At 71.0% G+C, this 20,109-nt stretch carries 21 protein-coding genes; 13 read left to right on the forward strand and 8 right to left on the reverse strand.

Annotated elements, in window-relative coordinates; translation table 11 throughout:
• Positions 1-10: 10 nt before the first annotated feature.
• The 3 genes from ACWGIH_RS22125 to ACWGIH_RS22135 all read right to left on the reverse strand — a co-directional run bounded on the left by ACWGIH_RS22125 (position 11) and on the right by ACWGIH_RS22135 (position 5,101).
• A complete protein-coding gene (locus ACWGIH_RS22125) occupies positions 11-1,729 on the reverse strand; it encodes a bifunctional 3'-5' exonuclease/DNA polymerase (RefSeq protein WP_453444641.1) in 1,719 nt (572 codons plus the stop codon).
• A 373-nt stretch (positions 1,730-2,102) separates the two neighbouring features.
• Complete coding sequence (locus tag ACWGIH_RS22130; RefSeq protein ID WP_453444643.1) at positions 2,103-4,244, reverse strand: FtsX-like permease family protein; 2,142 nt, start codon at positions 4,242-4,244, stop codon at positions 2,103-2,105.
• Positions 4,244-5,101 (reverse strand): ABC transporter ATP-binding protein, encoded by an 858-nt coding sequence (locus ACWGIH_RS22135; protein ID WP_453444645.1) that lies wholly within the window; start codon positions 5,099-5,101, stop codon positions 4,244-4,246. Before ACWGIH_RS22135 ends, ACWGIH_RS22130 begins: the two co-directional genes overlap by 1 nt.
• An 83-nt stretch (positions 5,102-5,184) precedes the next feature.
• Here ACWGIH_RS22135 and ACWGIH_RS22140 point away from each other — a divergent pair, with 83 nt between their 5' ends.
• Together ACWGIH_RS22140 and ACWGIH_RS22145 are read left to right on the forward strand one after the other, a co-directional pair.
• Positions 5,185-6,654, forward strand: a complete 1,470-nt coding sequence (locus ACWGIH_RS22140; RefSeq protein ID WP_453444647.1) for a DUF2786 domain-containing protein — start codon at positions 5,185-5,187, stop codon at positions 6,652-6,654.
• A 190-nt stretch (positions 6,655-6,844) separates the two neighbouring features.
• A complete protein-coding gene (locus tag ACWGIH_RS22145) occupies positions 6,845-9,154 on the forward strand; it encodes an FUSC family protein (protein WP_453444649.1) in 2,310 nt (769 codons plus the stop codon).
• Positions 9,155-9,220: 66 nt separating this feature from the next.
• On the opposite strand, the gene ACWGIH_RS22150 is transcribed toward ACWGIH_RS22145, so the two are convergent.
• The 3 genes from ACWGIH_RS22150 to rpmB all read right to left on the reverse strand — a co-directional run bounded on the left by ACWGIH_RS22150 (position 9,221) and on the right by rpmB (position 10,409).
• Complete coding sequence (locus tag ACWGIH_RS22150) at positions 9,221-9,775, reverse strand: hypothetical protein (protein ID WP_453444650.1); 555 nt, start codon at positions 9,773-9,775, stop codon at positions 9,221-9,223.
• A gap of 92 nt (positions 9,776-9,867) precedes the next feature.
• The gene (gene rpsN, locus ACWGIH_RS22155) at positions 9,868-10,173 is read right to left on the reverse strand and encodes a 30S ribosomal protein S14 (protein ID WP_451215229.1); all 306 of its coding nucleotides are present in this window, start codon (positions 10,171-10,173) and stop codon (positions 9,868-9,870) included.
• The gene (rpmB, locus tag ACWGIH_RS22160; RefSeq protein WP_453444652.1) at positions 10,173-10,409 is read right to left on the reverse strand and encodes a 50S ribosomal protein L28; all 237 of its coding nucleotides are present in this window, start codon (positions 10,407-10,409) and stop codon (positions 10,173-10,175) included. The genes rpsN and rpmB overlap by 1 nt, the downstream gene beginning before the upstream one ends.
• Before the next feature lie 82 nt (positions 10,410-10,491).
• Between rpmB and rpmG the strand changes: the two genes are divergently transcribed.
• From rpmG to ACWGIH_RS22185, 5 genes are all read left to right on the forward strand, one after another.
• Entirely contained in the window at positions 10,492-10,656 is a 165-nt protein-coding gene (gene rpmG, locus ACWGIH_RS22165) for a 50S ribosomal protein L33 (RefSeq protein ID WP_009719228.1), read from the forward strand.
• Positions 10,657-10,661: 5 nt separating this feature from the next.
• Complete coding sequence (locus ACWGIH_RS22170; RefSeq protein WP_453444655.1) at positions 10,662-10,907, forward strand: type B 50S ribosomal protein L31; 246 nt, start codon at positions 10,662-10,664, stop codon at positions 10,905-10,907.
• A 77-nt stretch (positions 10,908-10,984) separates the two neighbouring features.
• Positions 10,985-12,118: a CobW family GTP-binding protein gene (locus ACWGIH_RS22175; protein ID WP_453444753.1), complete on the forward strand. Its 1,134-nt coding sequence runs from the start codon at positions 10,985-10,987 to the stop codon at positions 12,116-12,118.
• The gene (gene rpsR, locus ACWGIH_RS22180) at positions 12,119-12,358 is read left to right on the forward strand and encodes a 30S ribosomal protein S18 (RefSeq protein ID WP_453444657.1); all 240 of its coding nucleotides are present in this window, start codon (positions 12,119-12,121) and stop codon (positions 12,356-12,358) included. It abuts the gene before it with no gap.
• Positions 12,359-12,614: 256 nt separating this feature from the next.
• On the forward strand, positions 12,615-12,854 hold the full coding sequence (locus tag ACWGIH_RS22185; protein ID WP_453444658.1) for a DUF397 domain-containing protein: 240 nt from the start codon (positions 12,615-12,617) through the stop codon (positions 12,852-12,854).
• Between the two features lie 111 nt (positions 12,855-12,965).
• On the opposite strand, the gene ACWGIH_RS22190 is transcribed toward ACWGIH_RS22185, so the two are convergent.
• Positions 12,966-13,451 carry an ATP-binding protein gene (locus ACWGIH_RS22190; RefSeq protein ID WP_365826055.1) on the reverse strand — a complete coding sequence of 162 codons (486 nt, stop codon included), beginning with the start codon at positions 13,449-13,451 and terminating at the stop codon, positions 12,966-12,968.
• A gap of 328 nt (positions 13,452-13,779) precedes the next feature.
• On the opposite strand from ACWGIH_RS22190, the gene ACWGIH_RS22195 reads away from it, so the two are divergent.
• From ACWGIH_RS22195 to ACWGIH_RS22205, 3 genes are all read left to right on the forward strand, one after another.
• Complete coding sequence (locus tag ACWGIH_RS22195) at positions 13,780-14,643, forward strand: helix-turn-helix domain-containing protein (protein ID WP_453444660.1); 864 nt, start codon at positions 13,780-13,782, stop codon at positions 14,641-14,643.
• Positions 14,644-14,716: 73 nt separating this feature from the next.
• Entirely contained in the window at positions 14,717-16,174 is a 1,458-nt protein-coding gene (locus ACWGIH_RS22200) for an aldehyde dehydrogenase family protein (protein WP_453444661.1), read from the forward strand.
• Positions 16,175-16,334: 160 nt separating this feature from the next.
• Positions 16,335-16,880, forward strand: coding sequence for a DinB family protein (locus ACWGIH_RS22205; RefSeq protein WP_453444662.1), 546 nt, complete (start codon positions 16,335-16,337; stop codon positions 16,878-16,880).
• Between the two features lie 23 nt (positions 16,881-16,903).
• Here the strand turns inward: ACWGIH_RS22205 and ACWGIH_RS22210 are convergent, their stop codons facing one another.
• The gene (locus ACWGIH_RS22210) at positions 16,904-17,497 is read right to left on the reverse strand and encodes a bleomycin resistance protein (RefSeq protein WP_453444663.1); all 594 of its coding nucleotides are present in this window, start codon (positions 17,495-17,497) and stop codon (positions 16,904-16,906) included.
• 42 nt (positions 17,498-17,539) lie between these two features.
• On the opposite strand from ACWGIH_RS22210, the gene ACWGIH_RS22215 reads away from it, so the two are divergent.
• The 3 genes from ACWGIH_RS22215 to ACWGIH_RS22225 all read left to right on the forward strand — a co-directional run bounded on the left by ACWGIH_RS22215 (position 17,540) and on the right by ACWGIH_RS22225 (position 20,103).
• Positions 17,540-18,181 carry a PadR family transcriptional regulator gene (locus tag ACWGIH_RS22215; RefSeq protein WP_453444665.1) on the forward strand — a complete coding sequence of 214 codons (642 nt, stop codon included), beginning with the start codon at positions 17,540-17,542 and terminating at the stop codon, positions 18,179-18,181.
• A 123-nt stretch (positions 18,182-18,304) separates the two neighbouring features.
• Positions 18,305-19,279 carry an ATP-binding cassette domain-containing protein gene (locus ACWGIH_RS22220; RefSeq protein WP_453444666.1) on the forward strand — a complete coding sequence of 325 codons (975 nt, stop codon included), beginning with the start codon at positions 18,305-18,307 and terminating at the stop codon, positions 19,277-19,279.
• A gap of 74 nt (positions 19,280-19,353) precedes the next feature.
• Positions 19,354-20,103 (forward strand): ABC transporter permease, encoded by a 750-nt coding sequence (locus ACWGIH_RS22225; RefSeq protein ID WP_453444754.1) that lies wholly within the window; start codon positions 19,354-19,356, stop codon positions 20,101-20,103.
• Positions 20,104-20,109 lie beyond the last annotated feature (6 nt).

Here is a 20,109-nt window from a genome sequence, read left to right on the forward strand (position 1 = left end):
GCACGTCACCTCACTTCGCGTCCGCGTAGCACTCCACCACCGCGACGGTGAACGGGAAACGCACCGGCGTCTCGCCGAACGTGATGCGCCCCGCCAGGTCCCCGGCCGCGCGGATCGCCGCCGTGACCGCCTCGGCCTCCTCCTGCGGGCAGTGCACGATGACCTCGTCGTGCTGGAAGAAGACCAGCTCGGCACGGAGGCCGGCCGCGGCGATGGACTGACGCAGCGCGGCCAGCATCAGCAGGGCCCAGTCGGCCGCGCTGCCCTGGACGACGAAGTTACGGGTGAAGCGGCCGCGGGCGCGGGTGTTGCTCGAGGCGTACCCGGGGGTGAACTCGCCGTCCTGGGAAGGGGATTCGGCGGGGGCGTCCTGCGGGATGCCCGCCTCGTCGAAGTCTTCCGCACCGGCCGCCGGCGGGCTCGTGCGTCCCAGCCAGGTCCGTACGAGCCGGCCCTCCTCGCCCGCCTTCGCCGCGTCGTCGACGTACGCGACCGCGGCGGGGAATCTGCGGCGCAGTGCCGCCAGGTTCTTCAGGCCGTCGCCCGACGTCTGTCCGTACACGGCGCCCAGGAGCGCGATCTTGGCGTGGTCGCGGTCGCCGGAGAACGCGCGGTCGGACAGCCGTGTGTAGAGGTCCTCGTGGCTTCCGGCCACTTCCATCAGGCCCCGGTCGCGGGAGATCGCGGCGAGGACACGCGGTTCCATCTGGTCGGCGTCGGCGACGACCAGCCGCCAGCCGGGGTCGGCGACGACCGCGCGACGGATGATCTTGGGGATCTGCAGCGCGCCGCCGCCGTTCGTGGTCCAGCGGCCGCTGACGGTGCCGCCCGGGGTGTACTCGGGCCGGAAGCGGCCGTCGCGCACCCAGTCCTGGAGCCAGCTCCAGCCGTGGGCCGTCCAGATCCGATACAGCTTCTTGTACTCGATGAGGGGCCGCACCGCCGGGTGGTCGACCTCCTCCAGCGCCCAGCGGCGGGTGGACGTGATCCTGATCCCGGCCTGCGCGAAGGCCTTGATGACGTCGTTCGGCAGATCGGGGCGGACGCGTCGGCCGAAGGCGGCGGAGATCTCGTCGGCCAGCTCGGCGAGGCGGCGCGGTTCGGCCGCGCCCGCGTTCCTGCCGCCGCCCGCGTAGCGCTCGCCGAGGAGCTCGGTGAGCAGGGCGTGGTGGACGTCGGCGCGCCAGGGCAGCCCCGCCACGTTCATCTCGGCGGCCACCAGCATGCCGGCCGACTCGGCCGCCGTGAGCAGCCGCATCCTGCCGGGGTGCTCGGCGGCCTCGTGTCTTCGCTGCTGGGCGGCATACACCTCCAGGAGGGCGTCGAAGGGGAGTGGAGTGCTGACGGGGGACGGCTCGAAGAGGGAGTCCTGGGCGCCGGGGGAGGCCGCTCTGGGGGGAGGGTCGGCCGGCACCGGGGCGTTGTGCAGGCGGGCCCAGGCGGCCGCGGCCGAGCGGGGCTCGCCGAGGCGGCCCTCGTGGCCGAGGAGGAGGAGCTCGGCGTCCTCGATGTCGTAACACCGGTCCACCCGGACGCCTGCCGCGAGCAGTGCGGGATAGATCTCGGCGGTGGAGCGCCAGACCCAGCGACTCACGTCGGGTCGGGCGCGGACGGCCGAGGCGAGGTCCCGCTCCTGCCGCACCGGCCCCGCGGGCAGGCCGTCGTCCCCGAGGGGGGCAAGGGTGGCGCCGCCGGCCTCGGTGGCGGCGAGGGCCCACCTTTCGGTCATGCGGCCGAGTGTGTCAGCAGGCACTGACAATGCGGGGGAGGGCGGCGGGGCTGGTGGGGGCAGGTAGGGCAGGTGGGGCTCTCCCGTGGGGGGACGGGTAGCTCTGGGGGACGAGTGGCTCTGGGGTGCGGGGTTCGGGGTTCGGGTGGGGCTCGTTTGCGGGGTTCGGGGGAGGTTCGTCTACGGGGCTCGGTCGCTTGGGGGGCCAGGCCCCGGGCCGGGGGCGCTTCCGTGTCCCGACGCCCCGGCACCCGGCGCCCCCGGCCCAAGTGCCCCACGCCCACCCGGCCCCGCGACCTGCGCGGAACCCGCCCCGCGACCTGCGCGAACCCGCGCCCCCCAAAGGAGGCCCTCACCCCCGTCCTCATGCCCCTCATGCCCCTCGTGCCCCCCGAGCCCCCAGCACCCCAGCCCCCACCCCCACCACCGCGCAGACCCCCGCGGCCACCCCCACCATCTCCCACGGCACCGACATCCCCGCCGGTGCCGACAGGCGCGTGAGGCCCGTGCTCAGCGTGCTCAGGTTGAGCATGGTCACCGCCAGGCCCAGGGTCGCGCCCACCGCCACGGCCAGCAGGGACTCCCCGGCGACGACCAGCCGTACCTGCGTCCGCGTGGCCCCCGCCATCCGCAGCGAGCGCAGTTCAGGGCCCCTTGCCGAAGTCGCCATGAGCAGGGTTCCCGCCAGGGAGATCGCTGTGTAGACCAAGGCGATACCCAGCAGCATCAGCAGCCCGAGACGTGTCTGCGGCTTCGTCGCCGGATGCGTGTCCGCCAGCCATTGGTCCGCCGTGCGGACCCGGAACTCGTCCCCGCCCCGCTCCCGCAACGCCCCCGCCACCGCAGCCGGGTCAGCCCCGTCCCGTAGCCCCACGTCGACGCGGTCCACCGCCGCGCCGGCTCCCGCGTTCGCCGACGTGACGTACGCCCCGTTGTCCCCGGTCCCCCGAGCGAGCACCGCGACGATCCGCAGCCGCGCGGGCCTGCCGTCCCCGAGCCAGACGTCGACCCACTCGCCCACGCGCCGCCGCTCCCACTCCTCGTTGACGACGATCGACCGGTCGTCGAGATCGCGAACGTCCCCCGCCACCACCGGAAGCCGCGAGACCGAGGTGAACGCGGCCGGGTCGCGCACGGCACGTGCCTCCGACCGGATGAGCGCCGTGCCTTCCTCCCGTACGTAGACCGCCGTGGAAGCGGACGACGCTGCCACCTCTACGCCGTCGACCGCCCCCATCCGCTCCGGCGACCCCAAGTCCTCGCCTGTCAGCACCAGTTGGGCCGCGGTACGTTCCCTCGCCTCCGCCGCCCGTGCCTCGCCCGCCGTCTCCGCCGAGCCGAGCAGCGAGCCCGCGAGGGCCACCGTCACCAGGACGGGCGCGGCGACGGCCGCGGTGCGGCGCACGGAGGCCGCGGAGTTCTCGCGGACCAGGAGGCCGATCGCGCCGGGGAGGCGGACGGCGCGCAGGACGGGGCGTACGAGCAGTGGGGTGAGGGTGGCGAGCGCCGTGATCAGGATCATCGGCTGGGTCGTGTACGTCTTCCGCTTCATCAGCGCGGACGGATCGCTCCACAGCGTCCAGCCAAGCAGCCCGAGCCCCGCCGCCAGCAACGCGCTCCCCACGATGCGTCGGCTCCACGGCATGACCCCGGTGTCGACGGACGCGTCCCGCAGCGCCTCGACGGGACCCACCCGACCCGCACGCCGCGAGGCGATCCACGCCCCGGAGAAGGCCACCGTCACCCCGACCCAGAACGCGAGATGGTACGGCCAGACCGCCCCGCCGATCCCGAACCACTCCGGGGCGATCTCCGCGTCCACCAGGGCATCGGCGAGTACCGGCGCGCCCCAGGATCCCAGCACGCACCCGGCCCCGGAGGCCGCGACTCCCACCGCCAGTGCCTCCGCGAGCACCGTCCTGCGCACCTGCCCCGGTGTCGCTCCCGCCATCCGCAGCAGCCCGAACTCCCGCCGCCGCAGCGCCACGACGAAGGAGAAGGTGGACGCCGTGACGAAGACGGACACGAACGCGGCCACTCCGCCCGCCGTCCCGAGGAACGAGTTCACCGCCACCAGGGCCTCCGCGTCCCGCCCCGGCTCCGGATCGGCGAGCCGCCGATCGCCCCCGGTCAGGACGCGCGCCCGGCCCCCGACGACGTCCCGTACCTTCCCTACCGGGGCATTCACCCCCACCGCGTCCCTTTTCGCCCCGTCAAACCGAACCGGTCCGAGGCGTCGAAGGTCGCGCAGCAGTTCGATATCCACAGGGTGTGGATGAGCGAGCGGCTTCGATACGTGGGTGATGTCCGGGCCGCGTCGCACCGGCACGGTCAGGGTGTTCTGACCCATGACCACCACGGGCGATCCGGCGAACCGGACCGGGTCCCGCTCCGGCGCGCCGAACGTCGAGGCCAGGCCGAGCCCCATCGCGGCGGTAAGGGCCACGCCGAGCGCAACCGCGACGAACGCACCCAGGAGGCCGACCCAGCGGCTGCGAAGGGAGGCGAAGAACATCACCGACCACCCACGATCGCGTCACCCGCGGCCGTGACGACGGAACGCGCCACGCCAGCACCAGCGCCAGCGCTTACGCCAGCACCAGCACCAGCACCAGCACCAGCACCAACGCCAGCGCCTACACCCACGCCGCCCGCACCCGCCTCGAGCCCCGCCATCCGTCGCGCCACTTCCCCCGGATCCGGTGCGAGCACCTCGTCGGCCAGTCGCCCGTCCACCAGGAACACCACCCGGTCCGCGTAGGACGCCGCCACCGGATCGTGCGTCACCATCACGGTCGTCTGGCCTTCCCCGTCCACCAACTGCCTTAGCAGCGCGAGCACTTCACGGCTGGTCGTCGTGTCGAGCGCGCCGGTCGGTTCGTCGCCGAACAGGACGGCGGGGCGAGTGACGAGAGCCCGCGCCAGGGCCACCCGCTGCTGCTGTCCGCCCGAAAGCTCTCCCGGGCGATGACGGGCGCGGTCACCGAGGCCCACCCGGCCCAGCGCGTCCGCCACCTCCGTGCGCGAAGGCTTGCGGCCCGCGAGCCGTAGCGGCAGGGCGACGTTCTGCGCGGCGGTCAGCGACGGCAGGAGGTTGAAGGACTGGAAGACGAAGCCGATGCGGTCCCTGCGTAGCAGGGTCAGCCGCCGTTCGCTCAGCCCCGTCAGCTCCGTGCCGCCCACCTCGACCGTCCCGGACGTCGGCCGGTCGAGCCCGGCGGCGCACTGCAGCAGCGTCGACTTGCCGGAGCCGGAAGGGCCCATGATCGCGGTGAAGGTGCCGGCACGTATCGCGAGGTCGACGCCGTCGAGGGCGGTCACGTCACGGTGGTGGCGGCGGACGGCGGTGAGCCGTACGGCAGTTGAGGTCATGCCTCAACCCAACCGCCCACGGGCCCGGCGGGCACGACTACTGGGGGGCGTCCTGGGGGTATGGCCAGCCATACCCTTGACGCATGGATGATCCGGCGACCGAAGTGACAGAGGTGATCGACAAGGCGTTCGCGGCAGCGCTGTACGCGAAAGGGGACGAGGGTCTCGACACCGGCGCGTCCCTCCTCGCGGCCGCCCCAGAGGCCGACGCGGAGTTGTGGCGCAGGGGCGAGGAGCTGGTGCGCCGGGCGTGGGAGCGGGGCTGGCAGCCGGCGGACGTCATACGCATGGTCGGCCGCGCGCAGGACGACGTCGGCCACGCCGCCGACCGCGCGCACCAGGTCCAGCTGGCCGCCGAGCTGATCATCACGGAGACCGGGCGGTACGGCGACATGCTCCCGCCCCGCTGGCACGCACAACTGTCCGAGCTCAGCCTCCAGTACGGCCACGAACCCCGGCCGGAACGGTCATCCGCGACGGGCGCGAAGTCGGACCGCTGTTCCCCGCCGGGCGCGGAGTCGGACCGCTCGTCCAGGTCAGGCGCGGAGTCGGACCGCTCATCCAGGTCAGGCGCGGAGTCGGACCGCTCGTCCTCGGGAGGCCCGAAGCCGGGCCGCTCTGACCGCTCGTCCCGGTCCGGAGCAAAGTCTGACCGCTCGTCCCGGCCCGGAGCGAAGGCTGACCGCTCGTCCTCGGGCGGCCCCGGGTCTGACCGCTCATCCCCGGCCGGCCCGAAGCTGGACCGCTTCTCGCAGGCCACCATCGTCCTCGGCCTCTACCGCCTCCTCCTTCGCCTCCCCGCGATCGAGCCCGTCGGTCCGGCTCCCGGCACCCCGCTCCACGCGCCCCCGCCGCCCGGTCACGAGGAGCCCCGCATCCTCACCCGTATCCGCGCCCTGCTCGCCAAGGCCGAGGCCACGGGGTTTCCCGATGAGGCGGAGGCGCTCACCGCGAAGGCGCAGGAGCTCATGGCCAGGCACACCATCGACGAGGCGCTCCTTGCCTCGCGTACCCATGCCAAGGACACTCCGGGCGCCTGTCGCATCGGGGTGGACGCCCCGTACGAGACGGCGAAGGCGATCCTCCTGGACGCGGTGGCCACGGCGAACCGTTGCCGTGCCGTGTGGAACGAGGCGTACGGTTTCTCGACCGTCGTCGGCTTCGAGCCCGACCTGGAAGTGGTCGAACTCCTCCACACCTCCCTCCTCGTGCAGGGAACGGCGGCGATGACCAAGGCGGAGGCGGGGCAGCGGGCGGGCGGCCGGAAGCGTACGAAGACGTTCCGTCAGGCTTTCCTCCTGGCGTACGCGAACCGCCTCGGCGCGCGGCTGGCGGCGACGGCTAAGGACGTCACCGTGGAGTCCTCGGACGCGGGGGAGCTGCTTCCCGTCCTGGCCGCCAGGGACGTGGCCGTCACGTCTCACACCGAGCGGATGTTCCCCCAGACCACGACCACGCGGGTACGGGGCGCAACGGACAGCGAGGGCTGGGCCCATGGAACAGCAGCGGCGAACGAGGCCCAGATGACCCCGGGCCGACGCCACCTCCCTTAGCGCCTCGGCCCCCCGCGACGTCACCTGGCCGAACAGGATTTTGCGGCTGGCTGCAGCCCGCTTCGCGCCCCGGAGCGCGGCCTGGCTGGGCGGGCCTTTCTCGCCACCGCCCCGGGTCGCGGCGCGGTGCCGGTGGGCTGGGCCCGCACCCACCCCCCACATCGCCCCAAATCCCCCGTATCATCACAGAGTGACCTGGCTTCGAGCGCTGAAGGAGACCAGCCGCTCGGGGCTGACCGTCGAGCGGAAGCGGCTTGAGCCGCTGATCGCGCTCCGTGGCGCGGCCGGTCTCGCCGTCGTCATCGGGCTGAGCCTCACCCTCTTCGGACCGGCCGTGGCCGCGAGCTCGGCCTTCGGTGCCTTCCAGGCCGCCATCGCCACCTTCCAACGCAGCTGGCGCCCCCGCCCGGAACTCGCCCTGGCCTCCGGCACGAGCCTCGCCGTATCCACCTTCCTCGGCTACCTCACCGGCTCCCACCTCCTCCTCTTCCTCGCCCTCCTCTCCCTCTGGACCTTCCTCTCGGGCCTGAGCTGGGCCGCGGGCCCGACCATCGGCATCATCGCCTCGTCCAATGTCGCGATCATGCTGGTCACGGTCACCCTGCCCGGCTCCATCGCCGCCGCGGTCGGCCACGCCGCGATGATGGTGGTGGGCGGCGCCGTACAGGCCGCCCTCGTCGTCCTTTTCCCCGTACGCAGATGGGGCGCCCACCGGGACGCCCTCGCCGACGCGCTCGCGGCCGAGGCCGACTACGCCCGCCGCCTGCGCCACGACCCCCACGCCGACTTCGACCCGGAACCCCTGATGGCGGCCCGCGACGCGGCGACCATCACCCCGCGCCAGGCCCGCACCCGCCCCGCCGAACTCCACGGCGCCCGCGGCGTCGCCGAACGCATCCGCCCGGTGCTCGCCTCGCTGGCCGACCCCGCGGTGGGTGTACCGGAAGAGGGCCCCGAACGCGACCGCGTACGCGAGATCCTGGCCGCGGCGGGCGCGATCCTGGACGCGGCGGCCAGGGCGATCCGGCAGGGCGAGCCGGTGAAGATCCCACCCGAGGCCGTGGCCACCCTGCGGACCCCGGACACCGGAGCGATCCTCACGGGCCCGGCGCAGCGAGCCGCGAAACGCCTGGCCGCACTCCTGCGCGACGTGGTCGAAACCGCGGGCCGACCCCCCGCCGAAACACCCCCGCCACCCTCTCAGCCCTCCCAGCCCTCCCAGGACATTCACCAGGGCGCGACCCCAGCCCCGGAGACCCCGAGCCCGACCCCGACCCCGAGCCAAGCCCCCACCCCCCTCCTCCGCCCCACCTTCCCCGCCCTCCTCCCTGCCGCACTCCGCGCCATGAGGACCGAACTCCGCCGCCGCCACGAATCCCCCGTCACCCGTCACGCGATCCGCGTCACGGCGGTGGCCGCCGCGGGCTATCTCCTCGGCACCTGGCTCCCCCTCGGTCACGGCTACTGGGCCCCCATGGCCTCCGTCATGATCATGCGCCCCGATTTCTCGCAGACGTACTCCCGCGCGGTGGCCCGTTTCGGCGGCACGCTCGTGGGCGTCGCGCTGGCCACCGGCGTGGTGCAGTTGGCGCACCCCGGCACCGGGCTCTCCGCGGCGCTCGCCGTGCTCTGCGCCGGGATGATGTATCTCCTGATGCGCACGGGCCAGGTCGCCGCCCAGGCCTGCGTCGCCGCGTACGTCGTGTTCCTGCTCGGCATGGGCGGCGAGCAGTGGACGCAGACGGTGCCGGAGCGTGTCGTGCTCACGCTCCTCGGCGGCGTCCTCGCGATGATCGCGTACGCCGTGTATCCGGCCTGGGAGACCCCGCGCCTGCGCAATCGCCTCGCCGACTGGCTGATCGCGGACGGCCGCTACGCCGCGGCCGTCGTCAGCCGCTACGCCGACCCCGCCGGCAGCTCGTGCCCGGACGTCCGCGAGGCACTCCTGGCCGCCCGCGACGCCCGTATCGCCTGGCAGGAAGCAGTCGCCCGCGCCAAGAACGAACCGGTACGACACCGCGGCCTCTCCCGCGCCGCGGCCGCCGACGCCGAGGACGCCCTCGCCCAACTCGGCCGCGTCGCCATGCTGATGGAGGCCCATCTCCCCGACCGCGACGCCACCCCCGTCCCCGCGGCCGAACGCCTCGCACAAGCCCTGCGCAAGTCGACCGAGGACGGCGCGAAGGCCGTACGCGAGCGTCGCGTCCCGAAATGGGAAGCCGTGCGCGAGGCCCTCGGCGAGTGGGACGGCGAGGGTGTCCCCGACCGGGTCGTACGCAGGGGAGCCGGCCTCCTCCTCGCCACCCTCGACGAACTGTCGGACGCCCTGAACACGGCACCACCGCCCATGCTGGTGGACGGCTCGGAAACCACCACGCAAGCCGATGCCGCCACGCGAACTGATGCAGCCACCCACACAGACACAGCCACGCAAACCGATGCGGCCGCACCAACGGACAGCGGGCCGCAGGACCCCGAACAAGGTCCCACGGCCCGCTGACCGCGTCACATCAAGCAGCACCGAACCGGAGCACGGCTCAGGAGCAATCCAAAAGTCACTCAGGCCTCAGGACTCAGGAAGTCCCGCCGTCGGCAGCCCCTCCGGCAGCTTCCCGCCCTTGGTCCTGGTGAACTGGTCCTTGCCCGCGCCCTGCCAAGCCACTGTCATGGACGTGCCGTTGACCGACTCGACCGTGCCCTCGGTACGGGCCGAGTCGCCCTTGGCGCACTTGAGCCGGATCGTCTCGGCATCGGCGGTCCCGCTGCACAGGACGTTCTCCCCGAGCAGCGTCGCCTGCTTCCCGGCGATGACCAGCGCAAGCGGATTCCCGTCGGCGGTGGCCACCCAACTGCCCTCGGACCCGCCGTCCTTGGCCCCCGAGTCGGATCCGGCGTCGGCCCCGGCGTCGGCATCACCCTCGTCCGGCGTACTGGACCCGTCGGCCCCCGCGGAGGTCCCCGCCGACCCCTTGTCCTTGCCCTCATCCCCGCCGTCGCCGCCGTCACTGCTGCAACCGGTCAGGAGAAGGGCGGCGACAACGGCGACAAGTCCCGCCGCCGCGATGCCGCTAAGGGAGCCGACACGGGAGCCGATACGTACGTTCCGGACGTGCGTGCGCACTGAGATCCCCCTACATGTTGTGCCGTGCATGACGTACATGCCCCGCATGACGCACATGCCGCGCGAACCGAGCCGATGAACCGCGCGCCAAGCTACCAGGACGACTTGCGCACCCCGGGGAGGAATCCGGCGTGCGCTTGGTCACGCAGCTTCACCCTGGAGAGGCCGAACTTGCCGACGTATCCGCGCGGGCGGCCGTCGACGCTGTCCCTGTTGCGTACGCGTGTCGCGCTCGCGTCCCGCGGCTGCCGCGCCAACTCGGCCTGTGCGGAACGCCGTTCGGCCTCCCCGGTCGATGGGCTGCGGAGGATCTCCTTCAGCTCGGCCCGCCGCACGGCGTACCGCGCGACGATCTCGCGCCGCTTCTCGTTCTTCGCGATCTTGCTCTTCTTGGCCATCAGACCCTCACCCCACGCGCACGGATCCTGGCGACGGCGGCCTCGATGCCGATGGAGTCGACGGTCTTGATGCCCTTGGCGCTGAGTCGCAGCCGCACATGGCGGCCCTCGATCGCCAGCCAGTAGCGCTTGCGCTGGACGTTGACGTCGAAGCGGCGTGACGTGCGCCGGTGCGAATGGGAGATCTGGTTGCCGAAGCCCGGCGTGGCGCCGGTCAGCTGGCAGTGGGCGGACATGGTGACGCACCTCTCGGTCGTGGGGGCATGGTCCCCTGCGGAGCCGTTTTGAAAACGGGATTCATTTTCATACACTACTCACATGGCTCGCAACGAACTCCGCCCGATCATCAAGCTCCGGTCCACGGCCGGGACCGGCTACACGTACGTGACCCGCAAGAACCGCCGTAACGACCCCGACCGCATGACGCTGCGCAAGTACGACCCGGTCGTCGGGCGCCACGTCGATTTCCGAGAGGAGCGCTGACCCCCATGCGCAAGGACATCCACCCGCCGTACGGCCCCGTCGTCTTCCGTGACAAGTCCGCCGGATTCGCCTTCCTGACGTGTTCCACCGCGGTCAGCGAGAAGACGGTCGAGTGGGAGGACGGCCGCACCTACCCCGTCATCGACGTCGAGGTCTCCTCCGCGAGCCACCCCTTCTACACGGGCACGGCCAAGGTCCTGGACACAGCGGGTCGAGTGGAACGCTTCGAGCGCCGTTACGGTGCGCGGTGAACCCGACCGACCCGGGCAACCCCAACAACCCCGGCAACCCCAGCAACCCGGTGAACCCCGCCGACCGGTCAGGCGGAATGGACGTCGCCATCGTCGGAGGGCTTCACTCCGACGCCCGTAAGGCAGCCGTCGAGCGGCTCCTGGCCACCGTCCCCGGAAGCGTCGCGCTCCACCATGACCTGGCGACGGCCGTGCACGGCACCGTCGTACGCACCGTGCGCGACGTCGGCGGAGTGCTCTCCTCCGGCGAGGCGCCGCTGGTCAACGACTGCGCGTGCTGCGCCCTGCGCGAGGACCTGGTGCCCGAGCTCGAACGGCTCGCGGACTCCGGTCTCACGCGGCTTGCGATCGTCGAGCTGTGGGACTCCGTGGAGCCCAAGGCGATGGCCGAGGTGATTACGTCGCACGCGCACGAGGGGCTGCGGCTGACCGGCGTGATCACGGCCGTCGACCCGGCGCTCATGCTGCCCTACCTGGGCAACGGCGACGACCTGATGGAGGCCGGGCTCGCCGCGGCCATCACCGATCAGCGCACGGTCGCCGACACCTGGGCCCGCCAGCTGGAATACGCGCCGGTGCTCGCCGTCGCGGACTCTCCCGAGGCCGATGACGAGGACCGCGCGCTCCTCGCCCAGCTCCACCCGACCGCCCGTCAGGTCCCGATCAGCGGTCATGGGGACCTGGCGGGTGCCGCGCTCGCCGGATTCGACGTCGAGGCGGCGGCCGCGGCCCAGCATCCGTCCTGTGCGCTGCTGCCGACCGACGCCGACGAGGCGGGGGTCGCCACCCTCGTATGGCACCGGGACCGGCCCTTCCATCCGGAGCGGCTCTACCAGGCGCTGGAGGATCTGACCTGTGCGGCGGCCCGCAGCCGTGGCCGGTTCTGGCTCGCCGACCACCCGGACACGCTGCTCGGCTGGGACGCGGCGGGCGGCGCGCTGTGCGTGGAGAGCGCGGGGCCGTGGCTGGCCTCGCTGCCCGATGCCGCGTGGGAGATGGTGCCGCCGGTGCGGCGGGCCGCTGCCGCGCTCGACTGGCATCCCGAGCACGGCGACTGCTGCCAGCACCTGGTCTTCGTCTCGCCCGGCCTGGACCGCGAAGGCCTCGAAACGCTCCTGGAGTCCTGCCTCCTGACGGACGAGGAGTACGCCGCCGGGCGCGCCGCCTGGAAACACCTGCCCCCCGCCTTCGACACTCTCCTGGAGGTCTGAATGTCCCCGCGCAAGCCGTCCGGTCGTGAGCAGAAGCCGCGCCCCAATCCCCTCGACCAGGCGAAGGTCACGTACATCGACTACAAGGACACGGAGTTGCTCCGCACGTTCATCTCGGACCGGGGGAAGATCCGCTCCCGGCGGGTCACCCGGGTCTCCGCCCAGCAGCAGCGGCTCCTTGCCCGCGCGATCAAGAACGCGCGGGAGATGGCCCTGCTGCCCTACGGATCGGCCCGCTGAACCGCACCGCCGTCAGGCTGATGCGTAAACGTTGGAACAGGAAGGGCACGCCGTGCGTCTCTACCTTGGACGGTGTTCGCATGGCCCGCGGGGACCTGGGCAGGTGCTGACGGAACTGTAATCAAGAGAGCACCCCGCGTGCACGTGCATCTGCCCATGCATCAGCATGTGAACACAGCTATGATCCGGGACAGTTGACCACTGCATCTAGAGCGATCTAGAGCCACACCAGGCACTGCACCACCGGGGAGCGACTGTGCATCACGTGTTTAACGGCATGGCCGCCACGGAGCTTCACGGGGTGGTCTGGCAGAAGAGCAGGCACAGCAACTCGCAGGGTGCCTGCGTGGAGTTCGCGAAGTTGCCGGGCGGCGAGGTCGCCGTGCGCAACTCGCGCTTTCCCGAGGGGCCGGCGCTCGTCTACACGCGCGCCGAGATCGAGGCGATGCTGCTCGGGATGAAGGATGGGGAGTTCGACCACCTGATAGGTGGTTAGCCCCGCTCCTGAACGGAGTTCACGCCACTGAATCGCGCGGCGGTCCGCTGACACGTGTGCGTGTCCGCGTCGGCCGGTGTGCGTACGCCGAGCCGGCTGTCGGCCTTCGGATCAGGCCAGTTGGAACAGCGCCCAGACGACCTTGCCCCGCAGCGCGCCCGCGAGCGGGTGCCAGCCCCAGCTGTCGCTGAACGAGTCCACCAGGAACAGGCCGCGGCCCGACTCGGCCGAGAAGTCGTCGTCGGCCTCACGCGCGACCGGACTGTCGTCGCTGGGATCGCGTACCGCGCACACCAGGCGTGAGGTCCAGCGCATCAGATGCAGCCGCACCGGCGGGCCGTGGTCGCGCGGGGTGTCCGAGGGCAGCGCGTGTCTGAGGGCGTTGGTGACGAGTTCGGAGACGACGAGGGCGATGTCGTCGAAGCGCTCTTCCAGTTCCCACTGACACAGCGTCTTGCGGGTGAACTGCCGTGCGCTGCCCACCGCTTCATAGCGGGCGGGCAGCGAGCAGGACGCGGCGCTGGAGACGGCTGAGGGGTCGAGTGGGGGAAGGCCCTGCCGTAACGGCTCGAGCATGGTCGATCCATTCGTCCCCATGCGAGGCACTCCCCGGTTTCGCGGTACATAGCGATGGAGCGGTGGTGCGGTCGGTACAGCGGCGCCGCGACGCATCGGTACAGCTCGGTGCGACGGTGAACAGCAGTGGCGCGCGGACCATGGTTCCGAATGCGTACAGCAGATGCAAGGGCAGATGCACGTGCACGCGCCGGACTTGGTCGATCCCGTGCCACTTCTTGCCCATTTCTTCCTACGACTTCTTGTGGAGGACTTCCGAAGGCTTTCCGTTTCTGTAACCGAACGAGTACGGCCTGAAGCGTTTAATGGCAGACTGCTGGCTTCCAAGTGATGGGGAGGATTGAGCGAAGTGACCGCAGGGGAGTCGAGCGGCTCGGTCGTACGGCGCATGCTCCTTGGCTCGCAACTCAGGCGCCTGAGGGAATCGCGCGGCATCACCCGTGAAGCGGCCGGCTACTCGATCCGAGCCTCCGAATCGAAGATCAGCCGCATGGAGTTGGGACGGGTGAGCTTCAAGTCCAGGGACGTCGAGGACCTGTTGACGCTGTACGGCGTCACCGACGAGGCCGAGCGCGTCGCGCTGCTCTCGCTCGCCAAGGAAGCCAACCTCGCGGGCTGGTGGCACAGTTACTCGGATGTCCTGCCGGGCTGGTTCCAGACGTACGTGGGTCTCGAGGGCGCCGCGTCACTCATCCGCGTCTACGAAGTCCAGTTCGTCAACGGCCTGTTGCAGACCGAGGCGTACGCCCACGCGGTCGTCGCGCGCGGCATGAAGGGCGCGAGCAAGGCCGACATCGAACGCCGCGTCGCCCTGCGCCTCGAACGCCAGAAGCTCCTCATCTCCGAGCGTGCGCCCCGCTTCCACTGCGTACTCGACGAGGCGGCGCTCCGACGCCCGTACGGGGACCGGGAAGTGATGCGGGGTCAGCTCCAGCATCTGATCGACATCTCCGAACGGCCGAATGTCACTCTTCAGGTCATGCCGTTCAGTTTCGGTGGGCACTCGGGCGAGAGCGGAGCGTTCACCATGCTGCGCTTCCCCGAATCGGACCTCTCGGACGTCGTGTACGTGGAACAGCTGACCGGAGCCCTGTACCTCGACAAGCCCGAGGAAGTCGGCCAGTACGAGCGGGTGGTGGGCGAGTTGCAGAGCGACAGCCCTGATCCGGCCGATAGTCGCGATCTTCTGCGAGGTCTGCTCCAACTGACGTGACCGGTCAGTACGATGACGTGAAATCAGGTGTCTGCACGTCCGTCTGCACTGTCTGTCTGCGGCAAGGGGTCTCATGTCCTTCTTCACTGACCTGGCTCACCAGTTCATCGACGGTGAGTGGAAGGCCGGTTCCGGCTCCTGGGACATCATCGACTTCAATCCGTACGACGGGGAGAAGCTGGCGTCGATCACCGTGGCGACGGCCGACGAAGTGGACCAGGCCTACCGAGCGGCCGAACGCGCGCAGAAGGAGTGGGGCGCGACCAACCCCTACGCCCGGCGCGCGGTCTTCGAGCGTGCCCTGCGCATCATCGAGGACCGTGAGGAAGAGATATCCGAGGCGATAGTCGCCGAGCTGGGCGGCACCCGGCTCAAGGCGGCCTTCGAGCTCCACCTCACCAAGGAGTTCCTGCGCGAGTCGGTGAACTTCGCGCTGCTGCCCGAGGGCCGCATCCTGCCGTCGCCCGGCGAGGGCAAGGAGAACCGCCTCTACCGCGAGCCGGTGGGCGTGATCGGAGCCATCAGCCCGTTCAACTTCCCGCTCCTGCTCTCCACCAAGACCGTCGCCCCCGCGCTGGCCCTCGGCAACGCGGTGGTGCTCAAGCCCCACCAGAACGCCCCGGTGACGGGCGGCAGCCTCCTTGCGAAGGTGTTCGAGGACGCGGGTCTGCCGGCCGGCGTGCTGAACGTGGTCATCACCGACATCGCCGAGATCAATGACGCGTTCATCGAGCACCCGGTGCCGAGCGTCATCTCCTTCACCGGTTCGGACCGCGTGGGCCGCCATGTCGCCACGGTCTGCGCCTCGCACTTCAAGCGTTCCATCCTGGAACTCGGCGGCAACAGCGCGCTGGTCGTCCTGGACGACGCGGACATCGACTACGCCGTGGACGCGGCGGTCTTCAGCCGCTTCGTGCACCAGGGGCAGGTCTGCATGGCCGCCAACCGCATCCTCGTGGACCGGTCGGTGGAGGCGGAGTTCACCGAGAAGTTCGTCGCGAAGGTCGCCTCGCTGAACGTCGGCGACCCGGCGGACCCGGCGACCCACATCGGCCCGCTGATCAACTCCTCGCAGGCGGAGGCGGTGACGAAGCTCGTCGACCAGACCGTGGCGGCGGGCGCGAAGGCGCTGCTGCACGGCCGCACCGAGGGCAATCTGGTGTCGCCCACCGTCCTGACGGACCTGCCGGCCGACTCTCCCGCCCTGCGGCAGGAGATCTTCGGCCCGGTGGCGCTGCTCGTGCCCTTCGACGGCGAGGAAGAGGCCGTACGGGTCGCCAACGACTCCCCGTACGGGCTCAGCGGCGCCGTCCACACCGCCGACGTCGAGCGCGGCGTACGGTTCGCGCGGCGGATCAACAGCGGCATGTTCCACGTGAACGACGGCACCGTGCATGACGAGCCGATCGTGCCCTTCGGCGGCGAGAAGGCCTCGGGCGTCGGCCGCCTGAACGGCGACTCGACGGTGGAGGCGTTCACCACGCAGAAGTGGATCTCCGTGCAGCACGGGCGCTCGCAGTTCCCCTTCTGAGCCACCCGAGCACGGCACGAGTACGGCACGCGCGCACGGCACGAATACGGCATGAACTCGCGGACCCTTGCGGACAGAACCTGACCGCAAGGGTCCGTAACGTTCGTGGTGTCGGAAAGCCCGGCAGGCTCCAACTGGCTCTCGGAGAGAGGCGGACCCCATGGTCACCCACGTCAACGCAGAGGCTCCCGGCGACGAGCGCGGCGCGCTGCTCGCCTTCCTCGACGCGGAGCGCGGCGGCATCCGGCGGGCCCTGATCGGCCTGACCGACGAGCAGGCGGCCACGAAGCCGAGCGCCAGTGATCTCTCGCTCTCCGGGCTGCTCAAGCATGTCGCTGAGGTCGAGGAGAGCTGGATCTCGCGGGCCATGGGTGTCGCCCCCGCCGTCGAGCGGACCGAGGCGAACTGGGACGAGTGCTTCCGCCTGATCGAGGGCGAGACGGTCGACTCGGCGCTCGCGTACTGGCGCCGGGTCGCCGAGCGCACCGAGGAGTTCATCCGCTCCCGGCCGACGCTGGACGAGACCTTCGCGCTTCCGGACGAGCCGTGGTTCCCGAAGGAGGACGTGTCGATGCGGTGGGTGCTCCTGCGCCTGATCACCGAGATGTCCCGGCACTCGGGCCACGCCGACATCATCCGCGAGACCCTCGACGGCAAGACCGCCTTCGAGCTGGTGGCCCTGGAGCGCGGCGAGAGCTGGGACTAGAGCCCGGCCGCCAGGGCGAGCGGCTAGCGGCCGTCGAGCTGCGCGGCCATCTCCGCCCGCAGGGCGTGCAGCTCCCGCAGCTGGTCGGGGGTGGGGGTGCCGTCGGCGGCGAGGGCGTGGTCGATGACGCGGAGGGCGGCCGCGTAGTCCTGCTTGGACTCGCCGAGGAGGATGGCCTGGTGCAGGGCGCGCGCGTACCTCTCCCTCGGTACCGGCGTGTGCTCGAAGGACTCGGCGATGGGCTGCCCGATGCGTACGCAGTTGCCTGCCGGGTCCGTCATCAGGAACTGCCGTACGCCGTAGCTCATGTCCCGTACGGTTCCGATCCGGGGCAGGCCGCGGGTCGGTATCCGTCCGAGGGTCTGCTTGAGTCCGGCGCGGAAGGCCTCGTGGAGGGCGTCCACGCGGTCGGTCACGACGTAGCAGGTGCTGTAGGAGGCCTGCGGGTCGTAGCCCTTGAGCCGGAAGAACTGCAGCTCCATGTCGTCGAGCCGCATCGCGGCGAACGCATTGGGCGCCTTTTGGTAGAAGGTCACCTCGAAGCCGACGGCCTTGTAGAAATCCAGGGTCTCGTCGAGCTCGTGGCAGGGGAGGAGAGGGATCATTGTCTCGGCCATGCGGCTACTCTAATCAAAGTTGATTAGAAGGAGGTGGCTTTGATGTCGGCGATCCGACTCCTTGTCCTCGGCGCCGTCCGTCAGCACGGACGGGCCCACGGCTATCAGGTGCGCAACGACCTGGAGTACTGGGGCGCCCACGAGTGGTCCAACGCCAAGCCCGGATCGATCTACCACGCGCTGAAGCAGATGGCCAAGCAAGGCCTGCTGCTCGCCCACGAGATCGCCCCGTCGACGGCCGGTGGGCCCCCGCGCACGGAGTACGAGATCACCGAGGCGGGCACCGAGGAGTTCCTGAACCTGCTCCGGTCGAACCTCGTCTCGTACGACCAGCGGCCGGACATGCTCTCCGCGGCCCTGGGCTTCATCGTCGACCTGCCCCGGGCGGAGGCGGTCGACCTGCTGAAGCGTCGGGTGGCGGGCATCGAGGAGTGGCGCAGGTCCGTGACCGAGTACTACACGCCCGAGGAGGGTCCGGAGCAGCTCGGGCACATCGGCGAGATCATGAACCTCTGGGTCCACACGGCCGACGGCGGCATGGAGTGGACGCGCGGACTGATCGAGCGGATCGAGGGTGGGGCGTACACGTTCGCGGGGGAGGGTGAGCCGTTCGTCGGCGTCCTCGCCGAGGGCGAGGAGAACCCGTTCGCGACCGGGGAGCCGCATGCGGGGGACGACGGCTGAGCAACGGACGTACCGAGTCATTGATCAAGTTTGACTAATCCGAGATTCGGGGTTACCTTCCTTCGCGTTGTGCTTGTAGTCAAGTTTGACTACGAGGTGTGGCAGTGGCTCGGAGGGAGACGGATGACGGACGCGATCGTCGTCGAGGGCGCACGGAAGCGGTACGGGGAGAAGCGGGCGCTCGACGGCCTCGACCTGACGGTCGGGCGCGGCACGGTGCACGGCGTGCTCGGCCCGAACGGCGCCGGCAAGACCACCGCGGTACGGGTGCTCGCCACCCTGCTGCGGGCGGACGAGGGCCGGGTGGAGGTCGCCGGGTACGACGTTCGGCGCCATCCGGACGAGGTGCGCAGGCGCATCGGGCTGCTCGGTCAGCACGCCGCCCTGGACGAGGAGTTGAGCGGCCGGCAGAACCTGGACATGTTCGGGCGGCTCTACCACCTGGGCGCACGCCACGCGCGCGTGCGGGCCGACGAGCTCCTGGAGCGGTTCGGGCTCGGGGACACCGGCCGCAAGGCGGTCAAGCAGTACAGCGGCGGCATGCGGCGCCGCCTGGACCTGGCGGCCTCGCTCATCACGGAGCCCGACGTGCTCTTCCTCGACGAGCCGACGACCGGGCTCGACCCCCGTGGACGCACGGAGGTCTGGGAGGCGGTGCGCTCGCTGGTCGACGGCGGCACGACGGTGCTGCTCACCACCCAGTACCTCGAAGAGGCGGACCAGCTCGCCCACCGCATCTCGGTGATCGACCGGGGCCGGGTCATCGCGGACGGCACGGCGGACGAGCTCAAGTCGAAGACGGGCGGCGACCGCATCGACGTGGTGGTGCGCGACGCGGCCCAACTGGAGCTGGCGGCGCGCCTCCTGCCCGGCGACGCCACCGTGGACGCGGACCGCCGCCTCGTCAGCGCCCCGGTGGCCGACCGTATGGAGGCCCTCACCGGCGTCGTACAGGCCCTGCGCGAGGCCGGTGTCGAGGCCGAGGACATCGCGGTGCGCAGGCCGACCCTGGACGAGGCGTTCCTGCGCCTGACCGGCCCCGCGGATGACCGCACGGGCCGTGCCGATGACCAGGAACGTACGAAGGAGGCCGTGTGAGCACGACGACGATCAGCCGCACTCCGGTGGCGGGCGGCACGCCCGTCCGGTGGGCCGCGCTCGACTCCTGGACCATGACGCGGCGCGAACTCGCGCACTGGGCACGCCAGCCCGTGCAGGTGCTCGTGGGCCTGGCCTTCCCGGTGATGTTCCTGCTGATGTTCAACTTCCTGATCGGCGGCGGCAAGGGCATCGCCGGCGATTACGCCGAGTTCCTGGTGCCCGGCATGTTCGCGCTGACCATGACCTTCGGTCTGGACGCGACCATGGTCGCCGTCACACAGGACCTCAACAAGGGTGTGATCGACCGCTTCCGGTCCATGCCGATGACCAACGGCGCCGTTCTGGTGGGCCGTTCGGTGGCCGACATGCTGCAGTCGCTCGTCTCGCTGATCGTCATGATCGGCGTCGGCCTCGCGATCGGCTGGCGCTGGCACGGTTCGGTCGGCGAGGTGCTCGGCGCGGTCGGTCTGCTGCTCCTGCTGCGGTTCGCGATGCTGTGGATCGGCATCCACCTGGCGATGGTCGCGGGCAAGCCGGAGCTGGTCATGGCCGTGCAGATCCTGGTCTGGCCGGTCGGATTCCTCTCCAACGCCTTCACCGTCCCGCAGAACATGCCGGGCTGGCTCGGCGCGACGGTCGAGTGGAACCCGATGTCGGCGACGGCCACGGCGGTCCGCGACCTGTTCGGCAACGACCCCGGTGTCGTCGGCACTTCATGGGCCGCCGAGCACGCGGGACTGCTCGCGGTGATGTGGCCCGTGGTGCTCGTGGGGATCTTCATGCCGCTCGCGGTGCGCAGGTTCGGGGGCCTCAGCAAGTAACCCCGG

This window comes from Streptomyces sp. NPDC054872, assembly GCF_053610705.1.

Coding starts and splice junctions, on each gene's coding strand:
- ACWGIH_RS22125 (WP_453444641.1), bottom strand. CDS start 1,729: ATGACCGAAAGGTGGGCCCTCGCCGCCACCGAGGCCGGCGGCGCCACC.
- ACWGIH_RS22130 (WP_453444643.1), bottom strand. CDS start 4,244: ATGTTCTTCGCCTCCCTTCGCAGCCGCTGGGTCGGCCTCCTGGGTGCG.
- ACWGIH_RS22135 (WP_453444645.1), bottom strand. CDS start 5,101: ATGACCTCAACTGCCGTACGGCTCACCGCCGTCCGCCGCCACCACCGT.
- ACWGIH_RS22140 (WP_453444647.1), top strand. CDS start 5,185: ATGGATGATCCGGCGACCGAAGTGACAGAGGTGATCGACAAGGCGTTC.
- rpsN (WP_451215229.1), bottom strand. CDS start 10,173: ATGGCCAAGAAGAGCAAGATCGCGAAGAACGAGAAGCGGCGCGAGATC.
- rpmB (WP_453444652.1), bottom strand. CDS start 10,409: ATGTCCGCCCACTGCCAGCTGACCGGCGCCACGCCGGGCTTCGGCAAC.
- rpmG (WP_009719228.1), top strand. CDS start 10,492: ATGGCTCGCAACGAACTCCGCCCGATCATCAAGCTCCGGTCCACGGCC.
- ACWGIH_RS22170 (WP_453444655.1), top strand. CDS start 10,662: ATGCGCAAGGACATCCACCCGCCGTACGGCCCCGTCGTCTTCCGTGAC.
- ACWGIH_RS22175 (WP_453444753.1), top strand. CDS start 10,985: ATGGACGTCGCCATCGTCGGAGGGCTTCACTCCGACGCCCGTAAGGCA.
- rpsR (WP_453444657.1), top strand. CDS start 12,119: ATGTCCCCGCGCAAGCCGTCCGGTCGTGAGCAGAAGCCGCGCCCCAAT.
- ACWGIH_RS22190 (WP_365826055.1), bottom strand. CDS start 13,451: ATGGGGACGAATGGATCGACCATGCTCGAGCCGTTACGGCAGGGCCTT.
- ACWGIH_RS22200 (WP_453444661.1), top strand. CDS start 14,717: ATGTCCTTCTTCACTGACCTGGCTCACCAGTTCATCGACGGTGAGTGG.
- ACWGIH_RS22205 (WP_453444662.1), top strand. CDS start 16,335: ATGGTCACCCACGTCAACGCAGAGGCTCCCGGCGACGAGCGCGGCGCG.
- ACWGIH_RS22210 (WP_453444663.1), bottom strand. CDS start 17,497: ATGGCCGAGACAATGATCCCTCTCCTCCCCTGCCACGAGCTCGACGAG.
- ACWGIH_RS22215 (WP_453444665.1), top strand. CDS start 17,540: ATGTCGGCGATCCGACTCCTTGTCCTCGGCGCCGTCCGTCAGCACGGA.
- ACWGIH_RS22220 (WP_453444666.1), top strand. CDS start 18,305: ATGACGGACGCGATCGTCGTCGAGGGCGCACGGAAGCGGTACGGGGAG.
- ACWGIH_RS22225 (WP_453444754.1), top strand. CDS start 19,354: ATGACGCGGCGCGAACTCGCGCACTGGGCACGCCAGCCCGTGCAGGTG.